At 40.7% G+C, this 23,494-nt stretch carries 24 protein-coding genes; 23 read left to right on the forward strand and 1 reads right to left on the reverse strand.

Annotation, left to right across the window (positions count from 1 at the left end; all coding sequences use genetic code 11):
- Positions 1 to 36 precede the first annotated feature (36 nt).
- From dnaK to deoC, 6 genes are all read left to right on the forward strand, one after another.
- Positions 37 to 1,881, forward strand: a complete 1,845-nt coding sequence (gene dnaK, locus J2S05_RS01575; protein ID WP_306979274.1) for a molecular chaperone DnaK — start codon at positions 37 to 39, stop codon at positions 1,879 to 1,881.
- A 157-nt stretch (positions 1,882 to 2,038) separates the two neighbouring features.
- Positions 2,039 to 3,157 (forward strand): molecular chaperone DnaJ, encoded by a 1,119-nt coding sequence (dnaJ, locus tag J2S05_RS01580; RefSeq protein ID WP_306979276.1) that lies wholly within the window; start codon positions 2,039 to 2,041, stop codon positions 3,155 to 3,157.
- A gap of 36 nt (positions 3,158 to 3,193) precedes the next feature.
- On the forward strand, positions 3,194 to 4,144 hold the full coding sequence (prmA, locus tag J2S05_RS01585; protein ID WP_306979278.1) for a 50S ribosomal protein L11 methyltransferase: 951 nt from the start codon (positions 3,194 to 3,196) through the stop codon (positions 4,142 to 4,144).
- Complete coding sequence (locus tag J2S05_RS01590; protein WP_306979279.1) at positions 4,144 to 4,896, forward strand: 16S rRNA (uracil(1498)-N(3))-methyltransferase; 753 nt, start codon at positions 4,144 to 4,146, stop codon at positions 4,894 to 4,896. Before prmA ends, J2S05_RS01590 begins: the two co-directional genes overlap by 1 nt.
- A 5-nt stretch (positions 4,897 to 4,901) precedes the next feature.
- Positions 4,902 to 6,254 (forward strand): tRNA (N(6)-L-threonylcarbamoyladenosine(37)-C(2))-methylthiotransferase MtaB, encoded by a 1,353-nt coding sequence (mtaB, locus tag J2S05_RS01595; RefSeq protein ID WP_306979281.1) that lies wholly within the window; start codon positions 4,902 to 4,904, stop codon positions 6,252 to 6,254.
- 19 nt (positions 6,255 to 6,273) lie between these two features.
- Positions 6,274 to 6,951: a deoxyribose-phosphate aldolase gene (gene deoC, locus J2S05_RS01600; protein ID WP_306979282.1), complete on the forward strand. Its 678-nt coding sequence runs from the start codon at positions 6,274 to 6,276 to the stop codon at positions 6,949 to 6,951.
- Between the two features lie 67 nt (positions 6,952 to 7,018).
- Here the strand turns inward: deoC and J2S05_RS01605 are convergent, their stop codons facing one another.
- Positions 7,019 to 7,951: a Na/Pi symporter gene (locus J2S05_RS01605; RefSeq protein ID WP_306979285.1), complete on the reverse strand. Its 933-nt coding sequence runs from the start codon at positions 7,949 to 7,951 to the stop codon at positions 7,019 to 7,021.
- A gap of 216 nt (positions 7,952 to 8,167) precedes the next feature.
- Here J2S05_RS01605 and rpsU point away from each other — a divergent pair, with 216 nt between their 5' ends.
- The 17 genes from rpsU (at position 8,168) to glyS (ending at position 23,463) form a co-directional block, all read left to right on the forward strand.
- A complete protein-coding gene (gene rpsU, locus J2S05_RS01610) occupies positions 8,168 to 8,341 on the forward strand; it encodes a 30S ribosomal protein S21 (RefSeq protein WP_059102666.1) in 174 nt (57 codons plus the stop codon).
- A 28-nt stretch (positions 8,342 to 8,369) separates the two neighbouring features.
- Positions 8,370 to 8,813 carry a GatB/YqeY domain-containing protein gene (locus J2S05_RS01615; RefSeq protein ID WP_306981045.1) on the forward strand — a complete coding sequence of 148 codons (444 nt, stop codon included), beginning with the start codon at positions 8,370 to 8,372 and terminating at the stop codon, positions 8,811 to 8,813.
- Between the two features lie 234 nt (positions 8,814 to 9,047).
- The gene (locus J2S05_RS01620; RefSeq protein ID WP_306979287.1) at positions 9,048 to 10,415 is read left to right on the forward strand and encodes an NfeD family protein; all 1,368 of its coding nucleotides are present in this window, start codon (positions 9,048 to 9,050) and stop codon (positions 10,413 to 10,415) included.
- A 3-nt stretch (positions 10,416 to 10,418) separates the two neighbouring features.
- Entirely contained in the window at positions 10,419 to 11,420 is a 1,002-nt protein-coding gene (gene floA / locus J2S05_RS01625) for a flotillin-like protein FloA (RefSeq protein ID WP_370873592.1), read from the forward strand.
- A 33-nt stretch (positions 11,421 to 11,453) separates the two neighbouring features.
- On the forward strand, positions 11,454 to 11,981 hold the full coding sequence (locus J2S05_RS01630) for a hypothetical protein (RefSeq protein WP_306979288.1): 528 nt from the start codon (positions 11,454 to 11,456) through the stop codon (positions 11,979 to 11,981).
- A 137-nt stretch (positions 11,982 to 12,118) separates the two neighbouring features.
- Positions 12,119 to 12,424, forward strand: coding sequence for a sporulation protein YqfC (gene yqfC, locus J2S05_RS01635; RefSeq protein WP_306979289.1), 306 nt, complete (start codon positions 12,119 to 12,121; stop codon positions 12,422 to 12,424).
- A gap of 18 nt (positions 12,425 to 12,442) precedes the next feature.
- On the forward strand, positions 12,443 to 13,633 hold the full coding sequence (gene yqfD / locus J2S05_RS01640; RefSeq protein WP_306979290.1) for a sporulation protein YqfD: 1,191 nt from the start codon (positions 12,443 to 12,445) through the stop codon (positions 13,631 to 13,633).
- Between the two features lie 6 nt (positions 13,634 to 13,639).
- On the forward strand, positions 13,640 to 14,605 hold the full coding sequence (locus J2S05_RS01645) for a PhoH family protein (RefSeq protein WP_306979291.1): 966 nt from the start codon (positions 13,640 to 13,642) through the stop codon (positions 14,603 to 14,605).
- A gap of 124 nt (positions 14,606 to 14,729) precedes the next feature.
- Positions 14,730 to 16,916, forward strand: a complete 2,187-nt coding sequence (locus J2S05_RS01650; protein ID WP_306979292.1) for an HD family phosphohydrolase — start codon at positions 14,730 to 14,732, stop codon at positions 16,914 to 16,916.
- Complete coding sequence (gene ybeY, locus J2S05_RS01655; RefSeq protein WP_306979293.1) at positions 16,888 to 17,352, forward strand: rRNA maturation RNase YbeY; 465 nt, start codon at positions 16,888 to 16,890, stop codon at positions 17,350 to 17,352. Before J2S05_RS01650 ends, ybeY begins: the two co-directional genes overlap by 29 nt.
- Positions 17,336 to 17,728: a diacylglycerol kinase family protein gene (locus tag J2S05_RS01660; RefSeq protein ID WP_306979294.1), complete on the forward strand. Its 393-nt coding sequence runs from the start codon at positions 17,336 to 17,338 to the stop codon at positions 17,726 to 17,728. Before ybeY ends, J2S05_RS01660 begins: the two co-directional genes overlap by 17 nt.
- Positions 17,729 to 17,745: 17 nt before the next feature.
- A complete protein-coding gene (locus tag J2S05_RS01665; protein WP_306979295.1) occupies positions 17,746 to 18,141 on the forward strand; it encodes a cytidine deaminase in 396 nt (131 codons plus the stop codon).
- The gene (era, locus tag J2S05_RS01670; protein ID WP_306979296.1) at positions 18,134 to 19,051 is read left to right on the forward strand and encodes a GTPase Era; all 918 of its coding nucleotides are present in this window, start codon (positions 18,134 to 18,136) and stop codon (positions 19,049 to 19,051) included. The genes J2S05_RS01665 and era overlap by 8 nt, the downstream gene beginning before the upstream one ends.
- Before the next feature lie 222 nt (positions 19,052 to 19,273).
- The gene (locus J2S05_RS01675; protein ID WP_306979297.1) at positions 19,274 to 19,423 is read left to right on the forward strand and encodes a YqzL family protein; all 150 of its coding nucleotides are present in this window, start codon (positions 19,274 to 19,276) and stop codon (positions 19,421 to 19,423) included.
- A 21-nt stretch (positions 19,424 to 19,444) separates the two neighbouring features.
- On the forward strand, positions 19,445 to 20,209 hold the full coding sequence (gene recO / locus J2S05_RS01680; protein WP_306979298.1) for a DNA repair protein RecO: 765 nt from the start codon (positions 19,445 to 19,447) through the stop codon (positions 20,207 to 20,209).
- 292 nt (positions 20,210 to 20,501) lie between these two features.
- The gene (gene glyQ, locus J2S05_RS01685; protein WP_306979299.1) at positions 20,502 to 21,392 is read left to right on the forward strand and encodes a glycine--tRNA ligase subunit alpha; all 891 of its coding nucleotides are present in this window, start codon (positions 20,502 to 20,504) and stop codon (positions 21,390 to 21,392) included.
- On the forward strand, positions 21,385 to 23,463 hold the full coding sequence (gene glyS, locus J2S05_RS01690) for a glycine--tRNA ligase subunit beta (protein WP_306979300.1): 2,079 nt from the start codon (positions 21,385 to 21,387) through the stop codon (positions 23,461 to 23,463). The genes glyQ and glyS overlap by 8 nt, the downstream gene beginning before the upstream one ends.
- Positions 23,464 to 23,494: the final 31 nt, after the last annotated feature.

A 23,494-nucleotide genomic window follows, 5' to 3' on the forward strand; every position in this document is an offset into this window, starting at 1 on the left:
AACAAATACAATGAACAATTAGGAGGAAGATCCGGAATGAGTAAGATTATCGGAATTGACTTAGGTACAACCAATTCATGTGTTGCAGTAATGGAGGGGGGAGAAGCAACAGTTATCCCTAACCCAGAAGGTAACCGCACTACGCCATCTGTTATTGCATTTAAAGATGGTGAAAGACTTGTTGGGGAAGTTGCTAAGCGTCAAGCAGTAACAAATCCAAACACTGTCATTTCAATTAAGCGTCAAATGGGTACGGATTACAAAGAAACAATTGAAGGTACTGAATTTACTCCACAAGAGCTTTCAGCGATCATTCTTCAAAAATTAAAATCTGATGCAGAAGCATACCTTGGTGAGACGGTAACAAATGCAGTTATCACTGTTCCTGCCTATTTCAATGATTCTCAGCGTCAAGCAACAAAAGATGCTGGTAAAATTGCTGGACTTCAAGTAGATCGTATTGTGAATGAGCCAACAGCTGCAGCACTTGCATACGGACTAGAAAAAGAAGAAGACCAAACGATCCTTGTATACGACCTTGGTGGTGGTACATTTGACGTTTCGATTCTTGAGCTTGGAGAAGGATTCTTCGAAGTTAAAGCTACTTCTGGAGATAACAAACTAGGTGGAGATGACTTTGATGAAGTAATCATTAGCTACCTTGTTGAGCAATTCAAAAAGGATAATGGCATTGATCTTTCTCAAGATAAAATGGCTATGCAACGTTTGAAAGATGCAGCTGAAAAAGCGAAAAAAGATTTGTCTGGTGTCACTCAGTCTCAAATCTCACTTCCTTTTATCACAGCTGACTCTACAGGACCTAAACACTTAGAAATCAGCCTTAGCCGTGCGAAGTTTGAAGAGCTATCGTCTGATCTTGTTGAGCGTACGCTTGGACCAACTCGTCGTGCGATGCAAGATGCTGGTCTTTCTGCTGGTGAAATTGACAAGGTTGTATTAGTTGGTGGTTCTACACGTATCCCAGCAGTACAAGAAGAGATCAAGAAACTAACTGGTAAAGACCCTCACAAAGGTGTAAACCCAGATGAAGTAGTAGCTCTTGGTGCTGCAATTCAAGCAGGTGTTTTAACTGGAGATGTAAAAGACGTTGTTCTTCTTGACGTAACTCCACTATCACTTGGTATTGAAACAATGGGCGGAGTATTTACAAAGCTAATTGATCGTAATACAACAATCCCTACATCAAAATCACAAACATTCTCGACAGCTGCTGATAACCAGCCATCTGTTGATATTCATGTGCTACAAGGTGAGCGTGAAATGGCTGCTCATAACAAAACATTAGGTCGCTTCCAATTGGCTGATATTCCACCAGCACAACGTGGTGTTCCACAAATCGAAGTAACATTCGATCTTGATGCTAATGGAATTGTGAATGTTAAAGCGAAGGATCTTGGAACGAATAAAGAGCAATCTATTACGATCACTTCATCTTCAGGTCTTTCTGATGAAGAAGTTGAACAAATGGTGAAAGATGCAGAAGCGAACGCTGAAGAAGATAAAAAGCGTCGTGAAGAAGTAGAGCTTCGTAATGAAGCAGATCAACTTGTATTCTCAACAGATAAAACGCTTAAAGATTTAGGCGATAATGTTGAACAGGAAGAGAAAGACAAAGCAGAAGCTGCAAAAGAGAAGTTAAAAGCAGCTATTGAAGCAGACAATCTTGAGGAAATCCGCACAGCGAAAGATGAGCTTCAAGAAATCGTAATGGCTCTTACAACTAAAATGTATGAGCAAGCAGCTCAACAAGCTCAAGCTTCACAAGAAGGCGGAGCGGAGCAAACAGAAGAAGATGATTCTGTTGTAGATGCTGAATATGAAGATGTAACAGATGAAGATCAAGATAAGAAAGACAACTAAGTAACACAGCTAAAAACTCTTATTGAAAAAGTCAAAGTCAGCATGTATGGCTTTGGCTTTTTCTTTGAGTGAATGGTATCTTGCGCCTTTTGGCATTGAGATGATATGATGAGCGTTATGAGTAATTAGCGTATTTTATGAGTCGGGAGTGGATGACGTGAGTAAACGAGATTACTATGAGGTACTCGGGGTAGACAAAAACGCATCTGTTGATGAGGTTAAAAAAGCCTATAGAAAGCTAGCACGTACGTACCATCCAGACGTGAACAAAGCTGACGATGCTGAAACGAAATTTAAAGAAGTGAAAGAAGCCTATGATGTATTAAGTGACCCACAAAAGAAAGCTCAATTTGATCAATTCGGTCATACCGATCCAAACCAAGGTTTTGGAGGCGGTGGAGCTGGCGGAGACTACGGTGGCTTTAACGATATCTTTGATATGTTCTTTGGTGGTGGAGGCGGACGCCGTAATCCAAACGGACCGCGCCAAGGTGCTGACCTGCAGTATACAATGACACTGGAATTCAAGGAAGCTGTGTTTGGTAAAGACACAGAAATTGAGATTCCACGTGAAGAAAATTGTAATACATGTTCTGGTTCAGGTGCGAAACCAGGAACCAAGCCGGAAACATGTTCTCACTGTGGCGGATCTGGTCAGTTAAATGTTGAACAGAATACGCCATTTGGTCGAGTGGTAAACCGTCGAGTATGTAATCATTGCGAAGGTACAGGCAAAATGATTAAGGATAAATGCGCAACTTGTGCTGGTAAAGGTAAAGTACGTAAGCGCAAAAAAATTAGTGTTAAAGTTCCAGCGGGAATTGATCACGGTCAACAAATGCGCGTATCGGGACAAGGTGAAGCAGGAGCCAATGGTGGTCCAGCTGGCGACCTTTATGTCGTTTTCAATGTAAAATCACATGAGTTCTTTGAACGTGATGGGGAAGACATTCATTGTGAGATGCCTTTGACGTTTACCCAAGTTGCGTTAGGTGATGAAATCGAAGTACCTACTTTAAATGGAAAAATAAAACTGAAAATCCCTGCAGGAACTCAAACAGGTACAAACTTTAGACTGCGTGGGAAAGGTGTTCCAAATGTACATGGTCGAGGACAGGGAGATCAGCATGTCATTGTCCGTGTTGTGACACCTAAAAACCTTAGTGAAAAAGAAAAAGATATTATGAGAGAATTTGCTGAAACAAATGGCAGTCATACAATTGAAGAGCAAGATTCCTTTTTTGCTAAAGTGAAGCGAGCATTCAAAGGAGAGTAAGGAACGTAACAAAAGAATTTCGGGAGTGATTTAAGTTTGAAATGGGCAGAGTTCAGTATTCATACAACACAAGCAGCTGTGGAACCGGTTTGTCATATTCTTCATCAGTCTGGTGCAAGTGGAGTTGTTATTGAGGATCCAAGTGATCTTGTTAAGGATTGGGATTTAGAGTTTGGAAAAGTATATGAACTTTCACCAGATGATTATCCAGAAGAAGGAGTCATGGTGAAGGCCTATTTTCCAGTAAATAGTTTTCTGAATGAGACAATTGAAGAAACTAAAGGTGAAATCAATGGACTAATTGCTCATCAGATTGATTTAGGAAAAAACACGGTGACTGTATCTGAAGTGGATGAAGAAGACTGGGCGACTGCCTGGAAGAAGTACTATCATCCCATTAAAGTTTCAAGTCGGTTAACAATTATTCCTACATGGGAAGAATACACACCGAACGAAGGCGAAATGATTATTGAGTTGGACCCAGGTATGGCTTTTGGAACCGGGACGCATCCAACAACGATTTTGTCCATTCAAGCTCTCGAAAAAACCATTCAACCAGAGGACCGTGTCTTAGATGTAGGCACGGGTTCTGGTGTGCTTGCGATTGCTGCAGCTAAGCTTTCTGCTTCAAAAGTGGATGCATTTGATCTGGATGATGTGGCTGTTACAAGTGCAATAAGTAATGTTGCGCTCAACCAAGCGGAGACGATTATTTCAGTGAAACAGAATGACTTAGTTAAGAATGTACAACCTGATTCTTATGACGTCGTTGTTGCAAACATTCTGGCAGAAATTATTACTTCGTTTACAACGGATGTATTTAGTATTCTACGTCCAGGTGGAACCTATGTGACTTCGGGTATTATTAAACGTAAGAAACAAGATGTAAAAGATGCGCTAACTGAAGCGGGTTTCAGTATTAAAGAAGTGACTGAAATGGATGATTGGGTAGCTATTACAGCCATAAAACCAGAGGATCAGGTGTAATGCAGCGTTATTTTGTGCCGAATGATCAAATGTCAGACAAGCAGGTAACCATTAAAGGGGACGACGCCTCACACATTACTAGAGTGATGCGCATGCAGCCTGGCCAATCCATTGTTTGTATTAATCAAAAGCAGCGTGTTGTTTTATGTATGCTTGAATCGGTGGATTCAACGGAAGTTTCGGCTTCTATCAAAGAGGAACAGTCGGTTCAAACTGAACTTCCAATTGAAGTTACCATTGCCCAAGCGCTTCCAAAAGGGGATAAGTTTGATTTAATCGTTCAAAAAGGGACGGAGCTTGGCGCGTCAGGATTTTTGCCTTTTTCTGCAGCACGTTCAATTGTGAAATGGGATGCTAAAAAAAGCGCAAAAAAGATAGAGCGACTGGAGAAAATTGCAAAAGAGGCAGCGGAACAATCCTACAGGATGAAGCTACCTGTTATCTATCCAAATGCATCAACTAAACAAGTAATAGAGACCTTTCACGAATATACAGCATGCCTTATCCTTGCAGAAGAACAAGCAAAAGCAGGTGAAACATCCATCCTGGCACATCAGTTAACAAACATGAAACCTGGGGATAAACTGTTGGTTTTAATTGGCCCTGAAGGTGGATTTAGTGAGGATGAGATTGTGTTGTTTGAACAGGCGGGGGCGAAAGCCTGTGGTCTTGGGCCTAGAATACTTCGCACAGAAACAGCGTCGCTAGCAGTGTTAGCGGCTATTTCGTACCATTTTGAATTAATGAGGTGAAGAGTATGGCAAAGGTTGCGTTTCATACCTTAGGCTGTAAAGTAAATCACTATGAAACAGAAGCTATCTGGCAACTATTTAAAAGTGAGAACTATGAGAAAGTAGAATTCGAACAAGCGTCAGACGTCTATGTCATTAATACCTGTACAGTAACGAATACAGGTGATAAAAAAAGCCGTCAAGTGATTCGGAGAGCAATACGTAAAAACCCAGACGCCGTTATTTGTGTAACTGGTTGTTATGCTCAAACGTCTCCTGCTGAAATTATGGCAATCCCTGGTGTGGATATTGTTGTAGGTACGCAAGACCGTTCAAAAATGCTTGGATATATTGAAGAGTTTAAAAAAGAACGAACACCGATAAATGGGGTAGGGAACATCATGAAATCCCGTGTCTACGAGGAATTAGATGTACCTGCGTTTACGGACCGGACTCGTGCTTCTTTGAAGATTCAAGAAGGGTGTAATAACTTTTGTACATTCTGTATTATTCCTTGGGCAAGGGGATTAATGAGATCTAGACAACCTGAGGACGTCATTAAACAAGCTAATCAACTAGTTGATGCTGGTTATAAAGAGATCGTCCTAACAGGCATACACACAGGTGGGTACGGAGAAGACTTAAAGGATTATAGCCTTGCAAGGCTTTTGCGTGACTTAGAGCAAGTAGAAGGACTCAAGCGTATACGGATTTCTTCAATTGAAGCGAGCCAGCTTACGGACGAAGTAATTTCTGTTATTAATGATTCCAAGAAAGTTGTTCGTCATCTGCATATTCCGCTACAGTCAGGTTCAGATACGGTTCTAAAACGGATGAGACGTAAATACACAATGAGCTTTTTTGCTGAACGCTTAGAGCGATTGAAGGAAGCACTTCCAGGTCTTGCAGTGACATCGGACGTAATTGTCGGGTTCCCAGGTGAAACCGAGGAAGAGTTTAAGGAAACCTATGATTTTATTGCTCATCATAAGTTTAGTGAGCTTCATGTATTTCCTTATTCAAAACGTACAGGAACTCCTGCAGCTAGAATGGACGATCAAGTCGATGAAGGTGTTAAGAACACCCGCGTACATCAATTAATTGAACTGTCCGATCAGTTAGCTAAGGAATACGCTTCAATGTTTCATCATGAAGTACTTGAGATGATTCCAGAAGAAACGGATCAAGAGAATCCTGATATGCTTGTTGGCTACACGGACAATTACTTACGTGTGCGTGTACAAATGAGTGCAGAGCATATTGGACAAATTGTTAAGGTGAAATTAACTGAGCCAGGCTATCCAGTTAACAAAGCAGACTTTGTACGGGTACTTGAAGACCAAGAACAACAGTTAAATCAAACAGCCGCTAATTATTAAAGGTAATGGAGGATGACACATGACAGAGCAAAGCTTAGCAAACATGATTGATCATACAGCACTAAAACCTGATACGACGGAAGAACAAATTCGTACATTATGTGAAGAAGCATTAACACATACATTTGCGTCGGTTTGTGTAAATCCTACATGGGTACCGCTTGCTTCAACATTGCTTAAAGAATCTGATGAAGTTAAGGTATGTACTGTGATTGGCTTTCCTTTAGGTGCATCTCAAACAGCGACTAAAGCATTTGAAACCACTCAAGCCATCAAAGATGGAGCGACAGAAGTGGATATGGTCATTAATGTTGCTGCTTTAAAAGCCGGTCATCACAAGGAATTAGAAGAAGATATTCAAGCGGTTGTCCATGCAGCAAAAGGACAAGCCTTGGTCAAAGTTATTATTGAAACGTGTCTCCTGACAGATGAAGAGAAGCGAACAGCTTGTGAAATTTCTGTTAAAGCGGGAGCTGACTATGTCAAAACCTCGACTGGTTTTTCAACTGGAGGAGCAACTGTAGCAGATATCAAGTTAATGCGCGAAACAGTTGGACCGAAGATTGGTGTGAAAGCATCAGGCGGAGTAAGAAGCTTAGAAGATGCTGAACAGATGATTCAAGCCGGCGCCACTCGAATTGGGGCAAGTTCTGGTGTGGCTATTATGAATGGTCAACAAGGTGGAAGCAGTTATTAATTATAAAAAAAGATCATCCGCTCATTTTGAGTAGATGATCTTTTTTTAAGTACTGGCACTTTTTCTTCTACGTACTTCTTCCATGCAAAGCACCCACAAACAGTGAAAATGGTCTGACCAGAGGAAGTAGTAGTAATGAGCAGGCAACATTGAATATCACACTTGCGTGAGCGAGCTGTGTGGAAGGGTCTGAAGTTAACATCATCGAGAACCAAGCAAGGCCATTTATAAACGGTAAAAATAACAGAGCACCAAGAACATTTAGCCAAATATTTGCATAGGCAACTTTTCTGGCAGAAGAGCCAGATCCAATGCTTGCCAAAAGAGCTGTCAAACATGTTCCGATATTCGAGCCAATCATTATGGCAATGGCAGTTGGCAAGGCCATGCTTTTCTCAGCTAGAAACCCCATTGCAATAGCAATACACGCTGTACTTGACTGCACGACAGCTGCGAGGGTAGCGCCAAGGATTGCCCCATAAGCAGAGTGAGAAGCAGCCCAATCAAATAATTCACGGGCGACAGTTAAAGTAGAGACTGGTTCAGCAAGCGATGATAACCCACTCATAGATAAAAACAAGCATGCTAATCCAACAAAAAGGCAACCGATTGAGTAACAAACTTGCTGACGAAAGAGTAAAAGTAATACACCTGCAAGTAACACCCATAAGGCATGAGAACCAATTTGAAAGGTGATGAGCTCTGCTGTGACGGTTGTACCAATATTTGCTCCAAGTATGACACCGATCGTATGGGTGAATGGAATAAGTCTAGCAGCCACGAGTCCAACAAGCATGACCATAACGGCAGAGCTACTTTGAAGAAGCGCTGTGATCAAGATGCCCGCAAGCATTCCTTTCCATGCTGAGTTAGTCAGCTGCGTTAATAGCATCTGCAGCTTAGCTTGTGCTAACTGAAACAAGCCGTGCCGCATGACAATAAGACCAAACAAAAAGATAGCCAGGTAGGCAACAAAACGTGTAAAAATCTCAGCGGACATGTTTTCACCTCCTTGCCATGTATATGGACAAGAGATGTCATTCATGTGTAGTCTTTTAAATGAAAAGAAATCATGTGTAAAAAGCACATTTTTTTGAATAAGGGTTGCCGAATTAGTATTGACCGATTATAATCATATGTATTATAATAGCTAAAGACGTGTATTAGGTAACTAATTCGTCTTGAGCTTGGTTGTTTTCGGAGGGAGGGAAATATCATGGCAGAAACTCGCGTTCGCAAAAACGAATCGATTGATGCTGCACTTCGTCGCTTTAAGAAGTCTATCTCTAAAGAGGGAACGATGGCTGAGGTTAAAAAGCGTAAGCACTATGAAAAGCCTAGTGTGAAACGTAAAAAGAAATCAGAAGCCGCTAGAAAACGTAAATTCTAAGTAGTTTCTTTTGAGAGGGTGGATTCACCTGATTCTTCTTGATTGGTTAAACCAGGATATGAAGTTGGCGATGAAGAGTAAAAACAAACTAGAACTTTCTGTAATACGTATGGTTAAAGCTTCTATTCAGAATGAGCAGATTAAATTGGGACATGATTTATCTGAAGAAGATAGCCTAACGGTGCTGAATCGTGAGCTTAAACAGCGCAAGGATTCCCTCCATGAGTTTGAGCAGGCAGGTCGTGAAGATCTGGCGATACGGCAACGTGAGGAAATTGCTATTCTTCATAAATATTTGCCCGAGCAGCTTACTGAGGAAGAAGTACGACAAATTGTTATAGAAACGATTGCCGAAACCGGTGCTTCGCAAAAATCGGACATGGGTAAGGTAATGGGCGCCATTATGCCTAAGGTAAAAGGTAAGGCAGATGGATCTGTTATTAATCGTCTTGTTCTAGAATCATTATCATAATAGCCTATTCAAAGTCGGTCTCCAAATGGAGCCGGCTTTTTGTCATGTCGAACTGTCATGAAAGCGTCACTCTCCAAAAGTGGAAACGGTTCCTTCATCCGTGCTACACTTAAAGGGAGTTGAATAAGGTGGAATCCTTGTGTTTGCGATCTTAAATAATGTGAATAATAAGTTGAAACCAAACGAATGCTCATACGTACATACTATTATAAACAACCAGAAAGGGGGGAGAAGGTGAATTGGAGTAGTAAGGCAATATTGTCCTTGTCACTTGCTGCTATTTTCCTTGGTTTTTTACTTGTTCCTGTTCAACTCTTTATGGTGGCAGATACAGAAGATGATCAATCAACTGTTTTTGTGATTCCGATAGAGCAGACGGTTGAACGAGGGCTTGAAAAATTTCTTGAGCGTGCTCTCTCTGATGCTGAAAGTAATGGGGCTGACCATATTATCCTCGATATTGATACCCCAGGTGGTGCTGTTGATGCTGCAGGAAATATTGCTCAACTCTTAAATCAGACAGAAACAGAGATTACTGCTTACGTAAACCCGAATGCAATCTCAGCTGGCGCGTATATTGCTTTGAATGCAGATCGTATTGTCATGCACCCTCAAGGTAGTATGGGTGCAGCTGGTGTGATTGATGGTTCAGGGAATGCGGCTGAGGATAAGGCACAATCGTACTGGTTAAATCAAATGAAAAATGCCGCAGAAAAAAATGGTCGTGATCCTGCTTTTGCATTAGCCATGGCTAGCACGAATCATGATCTTCCTGATTATAACTCTCCAGAAGGTACATTCTTAACTTTAGGTGCAGCAGATGCAATTGAAGTTCGCTACTCAGAAGGAACAGCAAGTTCAATTGAAGAATTGCTTGCCTTGGATGATGTTGGATTAGAAGGTGCAGCTATCGAGTATTCAGAGGTAAGCTTTGCTGAAAAAATTGCTCGATTTGTAACAAATCCAATTGTGATTCCTATTCTTTTGACACTAGGAAGTCTTGGATTAGTGCTTGAGTTATATACTCCGGGATTTGGTATACCAGGAATGGTAGGACTTTCAGCTCTTGGGCTCTTTTTCTTCGGCCATTTATTTGCTGGTTTTGCAGGATGGGAAGCCATTATTCTCTTTGCTGTTGGTGTCGTTCTCATTGTGATTGAGATTTTTGTTCCAGGTTTTGGGGTTTTTGGGGTGCTTGGTGTAGCTGCAATGATTGGTGGCATGTTCCTCGCATCCTTCTCGACGGCTACTATGCTCTTAGCAATTGGGGTAGCATTAGCTGTATCAATCGTAGCGGCTGTTATCTTGTTTAGGTACCTTGGTAATCGAGGTCCTTGGAAGAAGATGGTTTTAAATGCAGCAACAACAACGGAAGAAGGATATATTTCAAATGAAACTCAGAGTGAGCTAATCTCTATGCATGGCAGGGCTTTGACTATGTTGAGACCAGGTGGGTCTGCACAGTTTGGTGAAGAACGTCTTGACGTTGTATCAGAGGGTGGATATATTGAACAAGGTAGCTTACTAAAGGTTGTCTACACATCAGGATCACGGATTGTGGTTCGAGAAGTGGAGAATGACCGAAATCATAAGGAGGAATAAAGGATGCCAATTGATGAAGGAACAATATTTATTCTCATCGCTATAGCAGTTGTAATCATACTTCTTGCTGTACTATTCACTTTTGTTCCTGTAGCGCTATGGATTTCAGCCATTGCAGCAGGAGTAAAAATCAGTATCTTTGAACTAATCGGAATGAGGCTTCGTCGGGTTGTACCTGCTCGAGTTGTAAATCCATTAATCAAAGCTGTTAAAGCAGGTATTGACTTGGATACTTCAAGACTTGAGGGTCACTATCTAGCAGGTGGTAACGTTGACCGCGTTGTTAATGCACTAATTGCTGCACAACGTGCGAACATCGAACTACCATTTGAGCGTGCGGCAGCGATTGATTTAGCTGGACGTGACGTTTTAGAAGCTGTACAAATGAGTGTAAATCCAAAAGTAATCGAAACACCATTTATTGCTGGTGTGGCGATGGACGGGATTGAAATCAAAGCTAAATCAAGAATTACCGTTCGTGCAAACATTGACCGCCTAGTTGGGGGTGCTGGTGAAGATACAGTTATCGCTCGTGTTGGTGAGGGGATTGTATCAACAATTGGTTCTCAGGATAATCACAAAAAAGTTCTTGAAAATCCAGACATGATTTCACAAACAGTTCTTTCAAAAGGTCTAGATTCAGGTACTGCGTTTGAAATTCTATCGATTGATATTGCTGATATTGATATCGGTAAAAACATCGGTGCGGAGCTTCAAACGGACCAAGCTGAAGCAGATAAAAATATTGCACAAGCAAAAGCAGAAGAACGTCGTGCAATGGCTGTAGCACAAGAACAAGAAATGAAAGCCCGCGTAGAAGAAATGCGTGCGAAAGTAGTGGAAGCAGAAGCAGAAGTACCAATGGCTCTTTCTGAAGCTCTTCGTTCAGGACGTATGGGTGTCATGGATTACATGAACTATCAAAACGTGATGGCCGATACGGATATGAGAGATTCAATCAGCAAGTCTACAGATGATGATTCTACATCGAACGAAAATAACTAATAAGCCTTTCCTTAGCAAAGGAGGGAATGTCCATTGGATCAATTAATTAATCTTTTTCTTTCAAACCCACTGTTTATTATCATCGGTATATTTGCTTTGATTAGTTTTATGAGTAGAATATCCAAGGCTGGACAAACCAATCAGAGACAAGAACAGCAGGGACAAAGAGAACCGAATAAAGAAGAACCGCAGAAGATTGACTGGCGCGATATCTTTAACCAAGAAGAAGAGAAAGCAGAACCTTCTCCTGTTCGTCAAGAGCAGGTTGAACCGTCATCTTATGCACCTTCACAGCACCAAGAAAGCGAAGTACGAAACGATCTTTACGATCGTTTAGAAGAAATGAAGACTAAGAAACGCGAAGCTCAAGAGAGAGTGTCGAGGCAGAAGCAAGCTGTTTCTGCTCAACAGACTCAATCTAGTAGCTCAGAACTTAGTTTGAACTTCAAAAATGTGACTGGTAAGGAAGCGATGAAGGCGGTTGTTTGGGCTGAAGTATTAGGAAGTCCACGTTCAAGAAAGCCGCACAAATCTTTTGCGCAACCACCACGAAAATACTAATAGATAGACAAAAAAGCACAAACAGAAGTCCTGGAGACTGATGTTTGTGCTTTTTTTATTTGTCTGTATGTGATCCAAGTGAAAAAGTGATATCTGCCTTCCTCCACTCATATGCATACATAGAGGGGGAATGGTGCATGGGAAAACTGATGGGACCTGTACGAAAATGGATGATGCAACATATGCAGCTTCCCGCAGATGTCATGATGGACCTGCCCAGAATTACAATGATTGGACAGTTGCATATTTATATCGAAAATCATAAAGGCGTTTTGCGTTTCTCGAAAAATGAACTGCGACTGTTGCTTAAACAGGGGCAGGTGTTAATTAAAGGAGATCAATTTGTCATTAAAACAATATTTCCAGAAGAACTCCTGCTTGAAGGGCGAATTGATCAAGTCATTTATGTGAATGAAACCAGTGATGATGAGACAAAAAGGTAGAGGAGAAGGAGGGAACACATGAAAAATCAATGGATGACTTTTATTAAAGGCTATGTCTATGTTGAAGTAACAGGCGTTTATACAGAACGTCTGTTAAACGCATGTTTGCAAAAAGGACTAGCTCTGTGGTCCATACGTAAGTTAGACTCGAATCGTTTAGGTTTCTATATGCCCCTTAATGATATCTATTTAGTGAAGCCTTTATTAAAGAAGCATGAATGTAAGGTGCGATTCACTAAAAGGCGTGGTGGCCCTTTTTTACTTTCAAAAATGAAGAAGCGGACTGGCTTTACCTTAGGCGTGTTGAGTTTTCTTATCCTGATCATAGTATGTTCACAGATGGTCTGGGGCATACAGGTGAAAGGAGGGTCTCCTAAAATAGCTAATGAGGTAGAAACTGCTGCAGTAGAATTAGGGATCAAACGAGGTACATTCAGACAAATGCTACCACCGGTTGAAGTCATTCAACAAGAGATACAACAACGAGTGACAGATGCTACGTGGATTGGAGTAAGGCAAAAGGGTACAACATATGAATTTGAAATTGTTGAACACCAATTGCCTGAAGAAGCGGAGTTACTTTCTCCTAGACATCTTGTTGCCAAGAAAAAAGCTGTGATACACAAGATGTTTGTTGAACACGGCCACGCAGAAGTAAAAGTTCATGATTATGTGCAGCCAGGTGATCTACTTGTATCAGGTGTCATTGGTACAAATGAAAAAAATCAACAGACCGTGCCTGCTAAAGGACAAGTATTAGGAGAAATATGGTACACTTCTAATGTGAGTGTCCCTATTGAAGCGACTTTTTCGACCTTAACAGGTAAGAATCACTCTCGATATAATTTAACCTTCATGGATTATGATTGGCCAATTTGGGGTTTTGGAAAACCAAAATACCAGAGCCAACAAGAGTTTGAAGACATAAAGACATTGGACCTATTTGGTTGGAGAGTTCCGATTGCATTAAAAGAGAGACAGATTCATGAAACAAATGTATATGAACGAACGTATACTGTAGAGGAAGCCAAGCAAATAGGAATGCAACAAGCCGAATTAGAATTAGCTGAGAGAGTGCCACAAGACGCTGAGATCAAAAGCGGAAAACTTTTGCACGAATCAGTGGACAATGGTAAAGTGAATTTAAAGATTCACTATCAGGTTATTGAAGATATTACGATGGAAAAACCAATTATCCAAGGAGATTGAGGCGATTTGTCAGAAACCAAAATGCTCCAATTAGAGCCTAAAAACACAAATGAAACACAATTGTTATTTGGTCCAAATGATTCACATATAAAGAGAGTTGAAGAAGCTCTTGATGTTTCGATTGTGAGCCGTGGAGAAGAAGTAGCAGTTACTGGAGAAGCTGAACCTATTCAGCAAACAGCAGAGGTATTTCAAACGCTGTTGCATTTATTGAGAAAAGGGCTTAGTATCTCTGAGCGAGACGTTGTTTATGCTGCAGGGCTAGCCAAAAAAGGTCAGTTGGATGAGTTATACGACTTGTATGATGAAAAGATTGCAACGTCTGTTAAAGGCAAGGTTATCCGTGCGAAGACATTGGGACAAAAACATTATGTCACTCAGATTCGCAAAAAAGATATGGCGTTTGGCATTGGTCCAGCAGGTACAGGAAAAACGTACTTGGCTGTTGTGATGGCTGTAAACGCATTGAAAGATGGAGCCGTACAGAGAATTGTCTTGACTAGACCAGCAGTGGAAGCTGGTGAAAGCCTAGGTTTTCTGCCAGGAGACCTAAAGGAAAAGGTAGACCCTTATTTGAGACCGCTTTATGATGCGTTGCACGATGTACTTGGGGTTGAACAAACAACAAGGTTGATGGAACGCGGAACCATTGAAGTGGCACCACTTGCCTATATGCGAGGTAGAACATTAGATGATGCGTTTGTCATTTTAGATGAAGCTCAAAATACTACGCGTGAACAAATGAAAATGTTTATTACAAGACTAGGTTTTGGCTCCAAAATGGTTATCAATGGAGACCTTACTCAAATTGACCTTCCTAAAGGCAAACAATCAGGCCTTGAAGCAGCATGTAAGATATTAAAAAATGTAAGTGGCATAGGTATGATCTACCTACAACAATCAGATGTTGTACGCCACACCCTTGTCCAACAAATCATTCAAGCTTATGATACGTCCGGTCAGTCAAATTAGCTGACTGGATGGTTTTTATTACATACAGAATGAATCAGTAAGCAGACCAATTTTATTGGTCTGCTTCTCTTACCGCTTTCTCCTTACCTATACGACTTCTAATCGAAAGCTGAGGTGAACATATGTGGAAAATCGCAAAAAAACAATCAAACAATGGTGGAACGGAGTTAAACAGCAACGATACATAAAAGCAATTTTAATTACATTTACAGCTGTTTTTCTCTACTTTATCATGTTAGGCAACGTCATCCCTGAACAAATAGACGTTCACTTATCTGATGTAGCAGAAGAGGACATTCGTTCTCCGATTACAATTGAAAATAGACAAGCTACAGATAGATTACGGGCAGAAGCCGTAGATAATGTTGAGCCAAACTACGTGTTGAAACAAGATTATGCAGAGACTCAAGGCGGACGTGTGAATGACATCTTTGAACTCATTGGTCAAGTTAAGAATGAGCAGGAGCCTACAGATGAAGAAGCTGACAGTGAGACTTCGGAAGAAGAGGATCTTGAAGAAAAATTAGCGACAGTTAATGAGGCTCTTTCTTCAGATACTAGTCAGCAATTGTCTGATACGACGATTCGTACACTTTTAGAGACATCAGATTCTCAGCTAGTTTTGGCCAAAGAAGCGACCTCAAATACCGTATTTGAAGTAATGAGTGAGCGAATTGAGGCGAATAACCTTCAAGAGGCTAAAGACAACGTGGATGAGCTCATCAATATTTCTACGGTTAGCAATAAGCTAAGAGACGCAATGGTTGAGGTTGCCCAGTTTGCGATCATTCCTAATTATGTATACGACCGAGATTCAACAGAACGGCTCAGAGAGGAAGCATCTGAGAGCGTCGAGGCTGTTATGATTAGAGAGGGTCAATTATTAGTTAAACAAGGAGATATCATTGATAATGAGATCTATGCCCAGCTCAGATTAGTTGGTTTACTAGATGAATCATTGAATATATACCCTTATGTTGGACTTGCGATGTTTGTAGTCTTATTAATGGGAATGATGATGTATTTCATTCAAGAATCCAATAGCACCGTCAAAAATAATAATTCTCATTTTCTCTTATATCTCTTAATATTTATTATTGCGGTTTGTTTGATGAGAGTTACGAGTTTTACGGAGCTATTAGGCATTGGTGGTCTTGGGTATGCAGTTCCAGTTGCAGCAGGTACGATGCTTCTGACGTTACTGTTAAATACTCGTATTGCTTTATTCTCAAGTGTCTTATTTGCGATAGTTGGAACAGTTTTATATAGTCAAGACGGTACATCGACGTTTAACGTCACCTACGGATTCTATTTACTTGTAAGCTCTTTGGCTGGTGCATTGTTTTTGAGTACATCCAATCGAATCACTCGACTGTTAAGAGCAGGATTTCTTGTATCTTGTATTAATGTTGCAGCTGTTATGACACTTCTTTTTATTAAAGGATTACAGAACGGATGGTTAGAAGTAGGTTTTCATCTTGGTAGTGCAGCTTTTTCAGGTGTAGCAGCGGCTGTATTAACCATTGGTCTTCTTCCGTTTTTTGAAGCTGGTTTTTCTATTCTTTCGGTCTCAAAGCTTATTGAGTTGTCTAATCCAAATCATCCGTTATTACGAAAAGTGTTAACGGAAGCTCCAGGAACATATCATCACAGTGTTGTGGTAGGGAATTTAGCCGAGGCAGCATGTGAGCGACTAGGTGAGAATGGATTATTGGCTAGAGTCGGTGCGTACTATCATGATGTCGGGAAAACAAAGCGACCACATTTCTTTATTGAAAACCAAATGAGTCAAGACAATCCACATGATAAGATATCACCTCAGCTCAGTAAAACAATCATCATTTCTCATCCTTATGATGGGGCGGATCTTCTGAGGGAACATAAGATGCCTAAAGAAATTGTAGAAATTGCTGAGCAACATCATGGTACAAGCTTATTGAAATATTTTTATCATAAAGCCAATCAGGAAGTTGAACAGCCTTTACCAGAATCTCAATTCCGCTATCCTGGACCGAAACCGCAGAATAAGGTAGCGTGTATCGTGGCCATTGCAGATAGTGTTGAGGCGGCAGTGAGGTCCATGCAAAAGCCAACGCCGGACAAAATTGAAGCATTAGTAAATAAAATTATTAAGGATAAACTCGAAGACGGGCAATTTGATGAATCTGAAATTACCCTAAGGGAATTAAATGACATTTCGTTATCGATGTTAGAGACCTTAAAAGGAACGTTTCATCAGCGTATTGAGTATCCAGATGAATTAAGAAAAGGTGGGAAAGAACATGGCGATTCTCGTGGAAGTAATCGATGAGAACGACACGATCACAGAAAAACAACAAGAGCTCTTACAGGCAGTCATAGCACACGCAACAGAGCTGGAATCATTAAAAGGTGATTATGAAGTATCAATTAGCTTTGTTGATGATGAGGAAATTAGACTGCTGAACAACGAACATCGTGGTATTGATCGGGGAACCGATGTCCTATCCTTTGCATTAAATGAAGGGGAAGAACCTCTTCAAGAAATAGAGGGAATGCCAAATCTGCTCGGAGATATCGTCATTTCCATCCCTAGAATTCAACAACAGGCGGATGAGTTTGGCCATTCATTTGAAAGAGAGCTTGGCTTTCTAACCGTCCACGGCTTTCTTCACTTGCTTGGTTACGACCATCTAAATGAGCAGGATGAGAAGATCATGTTTGGGCGCCAGGAGGAGATCCTTACAAGTTATGGGCTTGTCAGATAGAAATCAAAGAGGCTTTAAACGACTGCTTCGGTCCTTTGTGTTTGCCAGTCATGGGTTAAAACACGTGCTGGAACGTGAACAAAATATGCAGATTCATCTTGTATCTGCCATTGTGGTATTTGCAGCTGCTTGGTGGCTTGCTATTCCTTTAGACCATTGGCTTATTCTGTTGCTTCTGATTGCTGGTATGTTTTCCTTAGAGATTATGAATACAGCGATTGAGCGTACGGTGGATTTGTATACACAAGAATTTCATCCTCTTGCTAAACGAGCTAAGGATGTTGCGGCAGCGGCCGTGTTTGTTTACGGTGTGTTTGCTGTTATTATTGGTCTAATTATCTTTGGTCCACCTTTATATCAATTATTGTTTTCTTAAAAAGGAGAATGTACGACATGCAAAAGCAATTAATGGATGAGGCTACAAAGGCAAGAGAGCAAGCCTATGTTCCCTACTCTAAGTTTCAAGTAGGGGCAGCTCTTCTTATGAAGGACGGCTCGATTTTTCACGGAGCTAATATTGAAAATGCTTCCTTTGGATTAACGAACTGCGCGGAGAGAACAGCCTTATATAAAGCGTACTCAGAGGGAAATAGAGAGGTTCAAGCGATTAGTGTGATTGCAGATACTGAGCAGCCTGTATCACCTTGTGGAGCGTGTAGACAGGTCATGATGGAGTTATGCGGACCAGATGTGACTGTATACTTAGGTAGTATAAATGGTAAGATGGTAAAAACAACGGTAGGAGAACTTCTACCTGGAGCATTTAAAGCGGGGGATATGAATGAATAATCAACAAGAGAATGAACATAAGTCAGGCTTTGTCTGTCTCATTGGCAGACCAAATGTAGGAAAATCTACATTATTAAACCGAGTGATTGGTCAAAAAGTTGCGATCATGTCGGACAAGCCACAGACAACTCGAAATAAAATTCAAGGGGTCTTCACGGATCAAGATTCACAAGTTGTATTTATCGATACGCCAGGTATTCATAAACCCAAGCACAAGCTGGGAGATTTTATGATGAAGGTGGCCAAAGATACATTAAGAGAAGTTGATATTATTCTATATCTTGTTGAAGCGAATGAAGCTTTTGGTCCAGGAGAACAGTATATTATTAATCGCTTAAAAGAAACGTCAACACCCTCGTTTTTAATTATTAATAAGATCGATTTAATTCATCCGGACGAACTTTTCGCATTAATCGATACCTATAGAGCTAAACACGACTTTGAAGAAATCATTCCGATTTCAGCATTAAGTGGAAACAATGTTCCGGTATTGTTGGAGCAGATCAAAGAAAAGCTTGAAGTTGGGCCACAATATTATCCGGCTGATCAAGTGACAGATCACCCAGAGCGATTTATCGTAGCTGAGTTAATTAGAGAGAAAGTTCTTCAATTAACACGCGAAGAAATTCCTCATTCTATTGCGGTTGGAATAGAAAGTATGAAGACACGCGAGCACAAGGATATGGTTGATATTCAAGCGACGATTGTAGTGGAACGCTCCTCACAAAAAGGAATTGTGATAGGAAAACAGGGCGCGCTTCTTAAAGAAGTTGGAAAATTAGCGAGAGCAGATATTGAAGCATTACTTGGAACTAAAGTGTATTTAGAGCTTTGGGTAAAGGTCGAGAAGGACTGGCGTAATAAACCTGCTCAACTTCGAGACTTTGGATTTAGATCTGATGAATACTAAAATATGAACAAGCCCTTTTTAACGATGGTTAGGTTTCTAGCCATTGTTTTTTTGTTAAGAAAGCCTTATCATAAAAAGAAAGTCCCGAAAAATGTAAATTGTAGTGTTGCACATTTGTCAAGATTGTTTTTTTAGTAATATTTCCTTATCATGTTCTGACTCAATCAGGTGAAACTAGATGTACAGGCGGAAATATTTTTTGGCAAAGGGGTGGATTCTGATATGCTCGATTTATCCTGGAAGGTGTTTACGAATACCGGTAATTTAGATACGTATTTATTAATTAAGGAACTTGAGCGCGATTCAGAAACAGTGAACGAATCACAACAAACTAGTGGCTCTGACCTGTCCATTGACTCATCCTCTCAGTAACTGACAGCTAGGTGGTTAAGAATGCTAGACCGAGTAGAAGCAATTGTCATTAAAACCGTTGATTACGGAGAAACCAATAAAATTATCACTCTCTATACAAAGGAACGCGGAAAAATAGGTGTAATGGCAAGAGGAGCAAAAAAGCCGAAGAGTCAGCTTTCGGCTGTTTCTCAGCCATTTATCTATGGGTCATATGTAATATATAAAGGCAGTGGCTTAGGTACATTAAATCAAGGTGATCCAATTAAAACATTTCGTAAAGTGCGCGAGGATTTAGTTAATGCTTCTTATGCGATGTATATGGCAGAGCTCATTGATAAGCTGACTGAAGAAAATAAGCGGTATATGTGGTTGTTTGATTGGTATTATTTGTGCCTTGTTCATATGGAAGAAGGAGCAGATCCAGAAGTACTTACACGTATTTTTGAAATGAAAATGCTTGATGTAGCTGGGATTAGTCCTCAGCTTGAGAAATGTGTCTGTTGTGGATCACATGATGATCCACAGGCATTTTCAATTCGTTATGGCGGCTTTATATGTAGACGTTGTATAGATAAGGATACTCATGCTTTCCCTTGTTCTATGCAGACTGTGAGACTGCTGCGTTTATTTTATGACATGAACTTACACCGTTTAGGTAACATTTCTTTAAAAGCAGAAACAAAGCAGGAATTAAAACAAATTATTCGAGCTTATTATGATGAATATTCAGGGGTTGTACTGAAATCCAGACGATTTTTGGATCAGTTAGACCGTATGAATCTAGGACCGAATATTGACACGTAGTTCGATCTTATGTATGATTTTACTAATACTATAAGGTGCGTTGAAGAAAAGAAGTATCTGTCATAAGCTGAACAAAGCGACCTAGGGCCGGTGAAAGCCTGGGATTCAGTCGGCAGAGAAGGGCATTTTGGAGCACATACGACGAAAGTGGTTCGTACGAAATGTACGGATAAGTAGGGTGGAACCGCGGGATTAGCTCCCGTCCCTACGCTGATATTCAGCGTAGGGACGGGAGCTTTTTTCTATTTGTGACCTACTCTACGCGTAATTACTGACAGGAGGCAAGCAAAAAATGAATGTACAAAACATGATTATGACATTACAGCAATACTGGGCAAAGCAAAACTGTATCATTATGCAAGCCTACGATACTGAAAAAGGGGCAGGAACGATGAGTCCTTTCACCTTGTTAAAAACGATCGGACCAGAGCCGTGGAATGTGGCATATGTTGAACCTTCCAGACGACCAGCAGACGGACGATATGGAGAGAACCCAAACCGTTTGTATCAGCATCATCAGTTCCAAGTTGTAATGAAACCTTCTCCTTTAAATATCCAAGAGTTGTACTTAGACAGCTTAAAAGAAATTGGAATTAACCCGTTAGAGCACGATATTCGTTTTGTAGAAGACAACTGGGAGAATCCAACACTTGGATGTGCAGGACTTGGTTGGGAAGTATGGCTAGACGGAATGGAAATTACTCAATTCACGTATTTTCAACAAGTTGGTGGAATGGAAGCTAGTCCTGTATCAGCGGAAATTACGTACGGACTAGAACGTCTTGCTTCTTACATTCAAGATAAGGAAAATGTGTTTGATCTTGAATGGGTAGAAGGATTTACGTATGGAGACATTTTTAGCCAAGCTGAATATGAGCACTCAAAATACACATTTGAAGTGTCGGATACAAATATGCTGTTTACTTTGTTTTCAACCTATGAAAAAGAAGCCGGGCGAGCTTTAGATGAGCAACTTGTATTGCCGGCATATGATTACATTCTCAAATGTTCGCACAGCTTTAACCTGCTCGATGCAAGAGGTGCGATTTCAGTTACAGAGCGAACTGGATATATAGGCCGTGTCCGTACACTGGCTAGACGTGCAGCACGTTTGTATTATGAGGAACGTGAACGCCTAGGATTCCCTTTGTTAAAAGGAAAGGAGGAGTCAACTCATGAGTAAGCATGACTTTTTATTAGAAATTGGTTTAGAAGAGCTTCCTGCTCGCTTTGTCACTTCGTCCATTAAACAGTTAAAACAGTCAGTAACAGCATGGTTAACTGACCAACGCTTACAATTTGGTTCTGTTGAAGCCTATTCCACACCAAGACGTTTAGCTATTATTGTCAAAGACCTTGGAGAAAATCAATCGAATTTGGAAAGCGAAGCACGGGGCCCAGCAAAAAAAATTGCTGTCGCCGAAGATGGAAGCTGGTCTAAAGCAGCTTTAGGCTTTGCCCGTGGCCAAGGCTTATCTGCGGATGACCTATTCACTAAAGAAGTAAAAGGCGTAGAGTATGTCTTTGCGAAGACTTTCCAAGAAGGTAAAAAAACAGAAGAGCTACTGCCTGAATTAAAAGAATTAATTACATCCATGCACTTTCCTAAAAATATGAGATGGCATGATTATTCCTTACGTTTTGCTCGTCCCATTCAATGGATGGTGTCCCTTTATGGATCGCAAGTTATTCCCTTCTCCATTACATCTATTGAAACAGGTAACACTAGTCGTGGACACCGCTTCTTAGGTGAAGATCTAGTTATAAGTGAACCGAAAGAATATGTGGAATTGCTGCGTAACCAGTTTGTAGTTGCAGATGCAGATGAGCGTAAACAAATGATTCGTTCACAGCTAGAGGAACTTGCAGAAAACGCAGGTTGGGTCATTCCAGTGAATGAAGAGCTACTTGAAGAAGTGAATAACTTAGTAGAATGGCCAACAGCATTAAGTGGTCAATTTGAAGAAAGCTTCTTATCCCTGCCACGTGAGGTATTATTAACAACGATGAAGGAGCACCAACGCTATTTTCCTGTTGAGAATATGGACGGGGAATTGCTCGCTCATTTTATAACTGTTCGAAATGGAGACGCCAACCACTTGGAGAATGTCGCCAGAGGAAATGAAAAAGTACTTCGGGCTCGTTTTTCTGATTCTGCCTTTTTCTTTAAAGAAGATCAAAAGCTTAATATTGATGCAGCAGTTAAGCAACTTGATTCAATTGTTTATCACGAGGAACTGGGTTCACTTGGTGATAAAGTCAATCGGATACAAGAAATCGCTGACAAGTTATCAATTCAATTTGGTTATACACCATCAGAACAAGAACTGAGTCACCGTGCAGCAAAGATTAGTAAATTCGATCTGGTTTCTCAGATGGTTGGAGAGTTCCCAGAGCTCCAAGGCTTAATGGGTGAAGTCTATGCCTCTCATTTAGGTGAAGCAGAAGAAGTAGCAACAGCTGTAAGAGAACACTATTTCCCACGCTTTGCAGGTGATCAACTACCTACAACGAAGATTGGTCTGGTTGTTAGTATGGCAGATAAGCTCGATACAATCGTTTCGTGTTTCGCTATTGGATTAATCCCAACAGGTTCACAGGACCCTTATGCATTAAGACGTCAAGCATTGGGATTAGTACAGATGGCAGTAGATAAGCAGCTGGATACGACTCTTGATACCCTGCTCACACTTGCCGTTGATACAGCTAAAAACCAAGGATTAAAAATGACTAATATAGATGAATTGATGAGTCAGCTTCGTGAGTTCTTTGGATTACGTATGAAACATGCTATGACAGACAAAGGGATTGAATATGACATTATTGATGCGGTTTTAACAGACGAAGATCATACGCTTCCTTGGATTTTTTCTAAAGCTGCATTACTTTCAGAAGCACGAAACAAAGAAAGCTTTAAAAAAGTAGTAGAAGCGTTAAGCCGGGTCACAAACATAGCAAAAAAAGCGGCAGACTCCGTAGAGATTAATCCTGAGCTTTTTGAAAAAGAGGAAGAACATCAATTATACAAACGGTATCAGCAATTACACTCTGAACTAAAGCAATCTAAAGAACTGGGTCAAGTAACAAAGTCATATGAAGCATTAGAACAGACTGCGCCACTTGTTGATCAATACTTTGAACATATAATGGTTATGTCAGATCAGGAAGATGTGAAAGCGAATCGTCTTCAGTTGATGAAACAACTATCTACTGAGATCGAAGCCTTTGCCTTGTTCCACAAAATTGTATTCTAAAAGGGTAGATATTTGTTATTGAAAAAGGCGG

It is taken from the genome of Alkalicoccobacillus murimartini, from assembly GCF_030813245.1.
Taxonomy (GTDB): domain Bacteria; phylum Bacillota; class Bacilli; order Bacillales; family Bacillaceae_D; genus Alkalicoccobacillus; species Alkalicoccobacillus murimartini.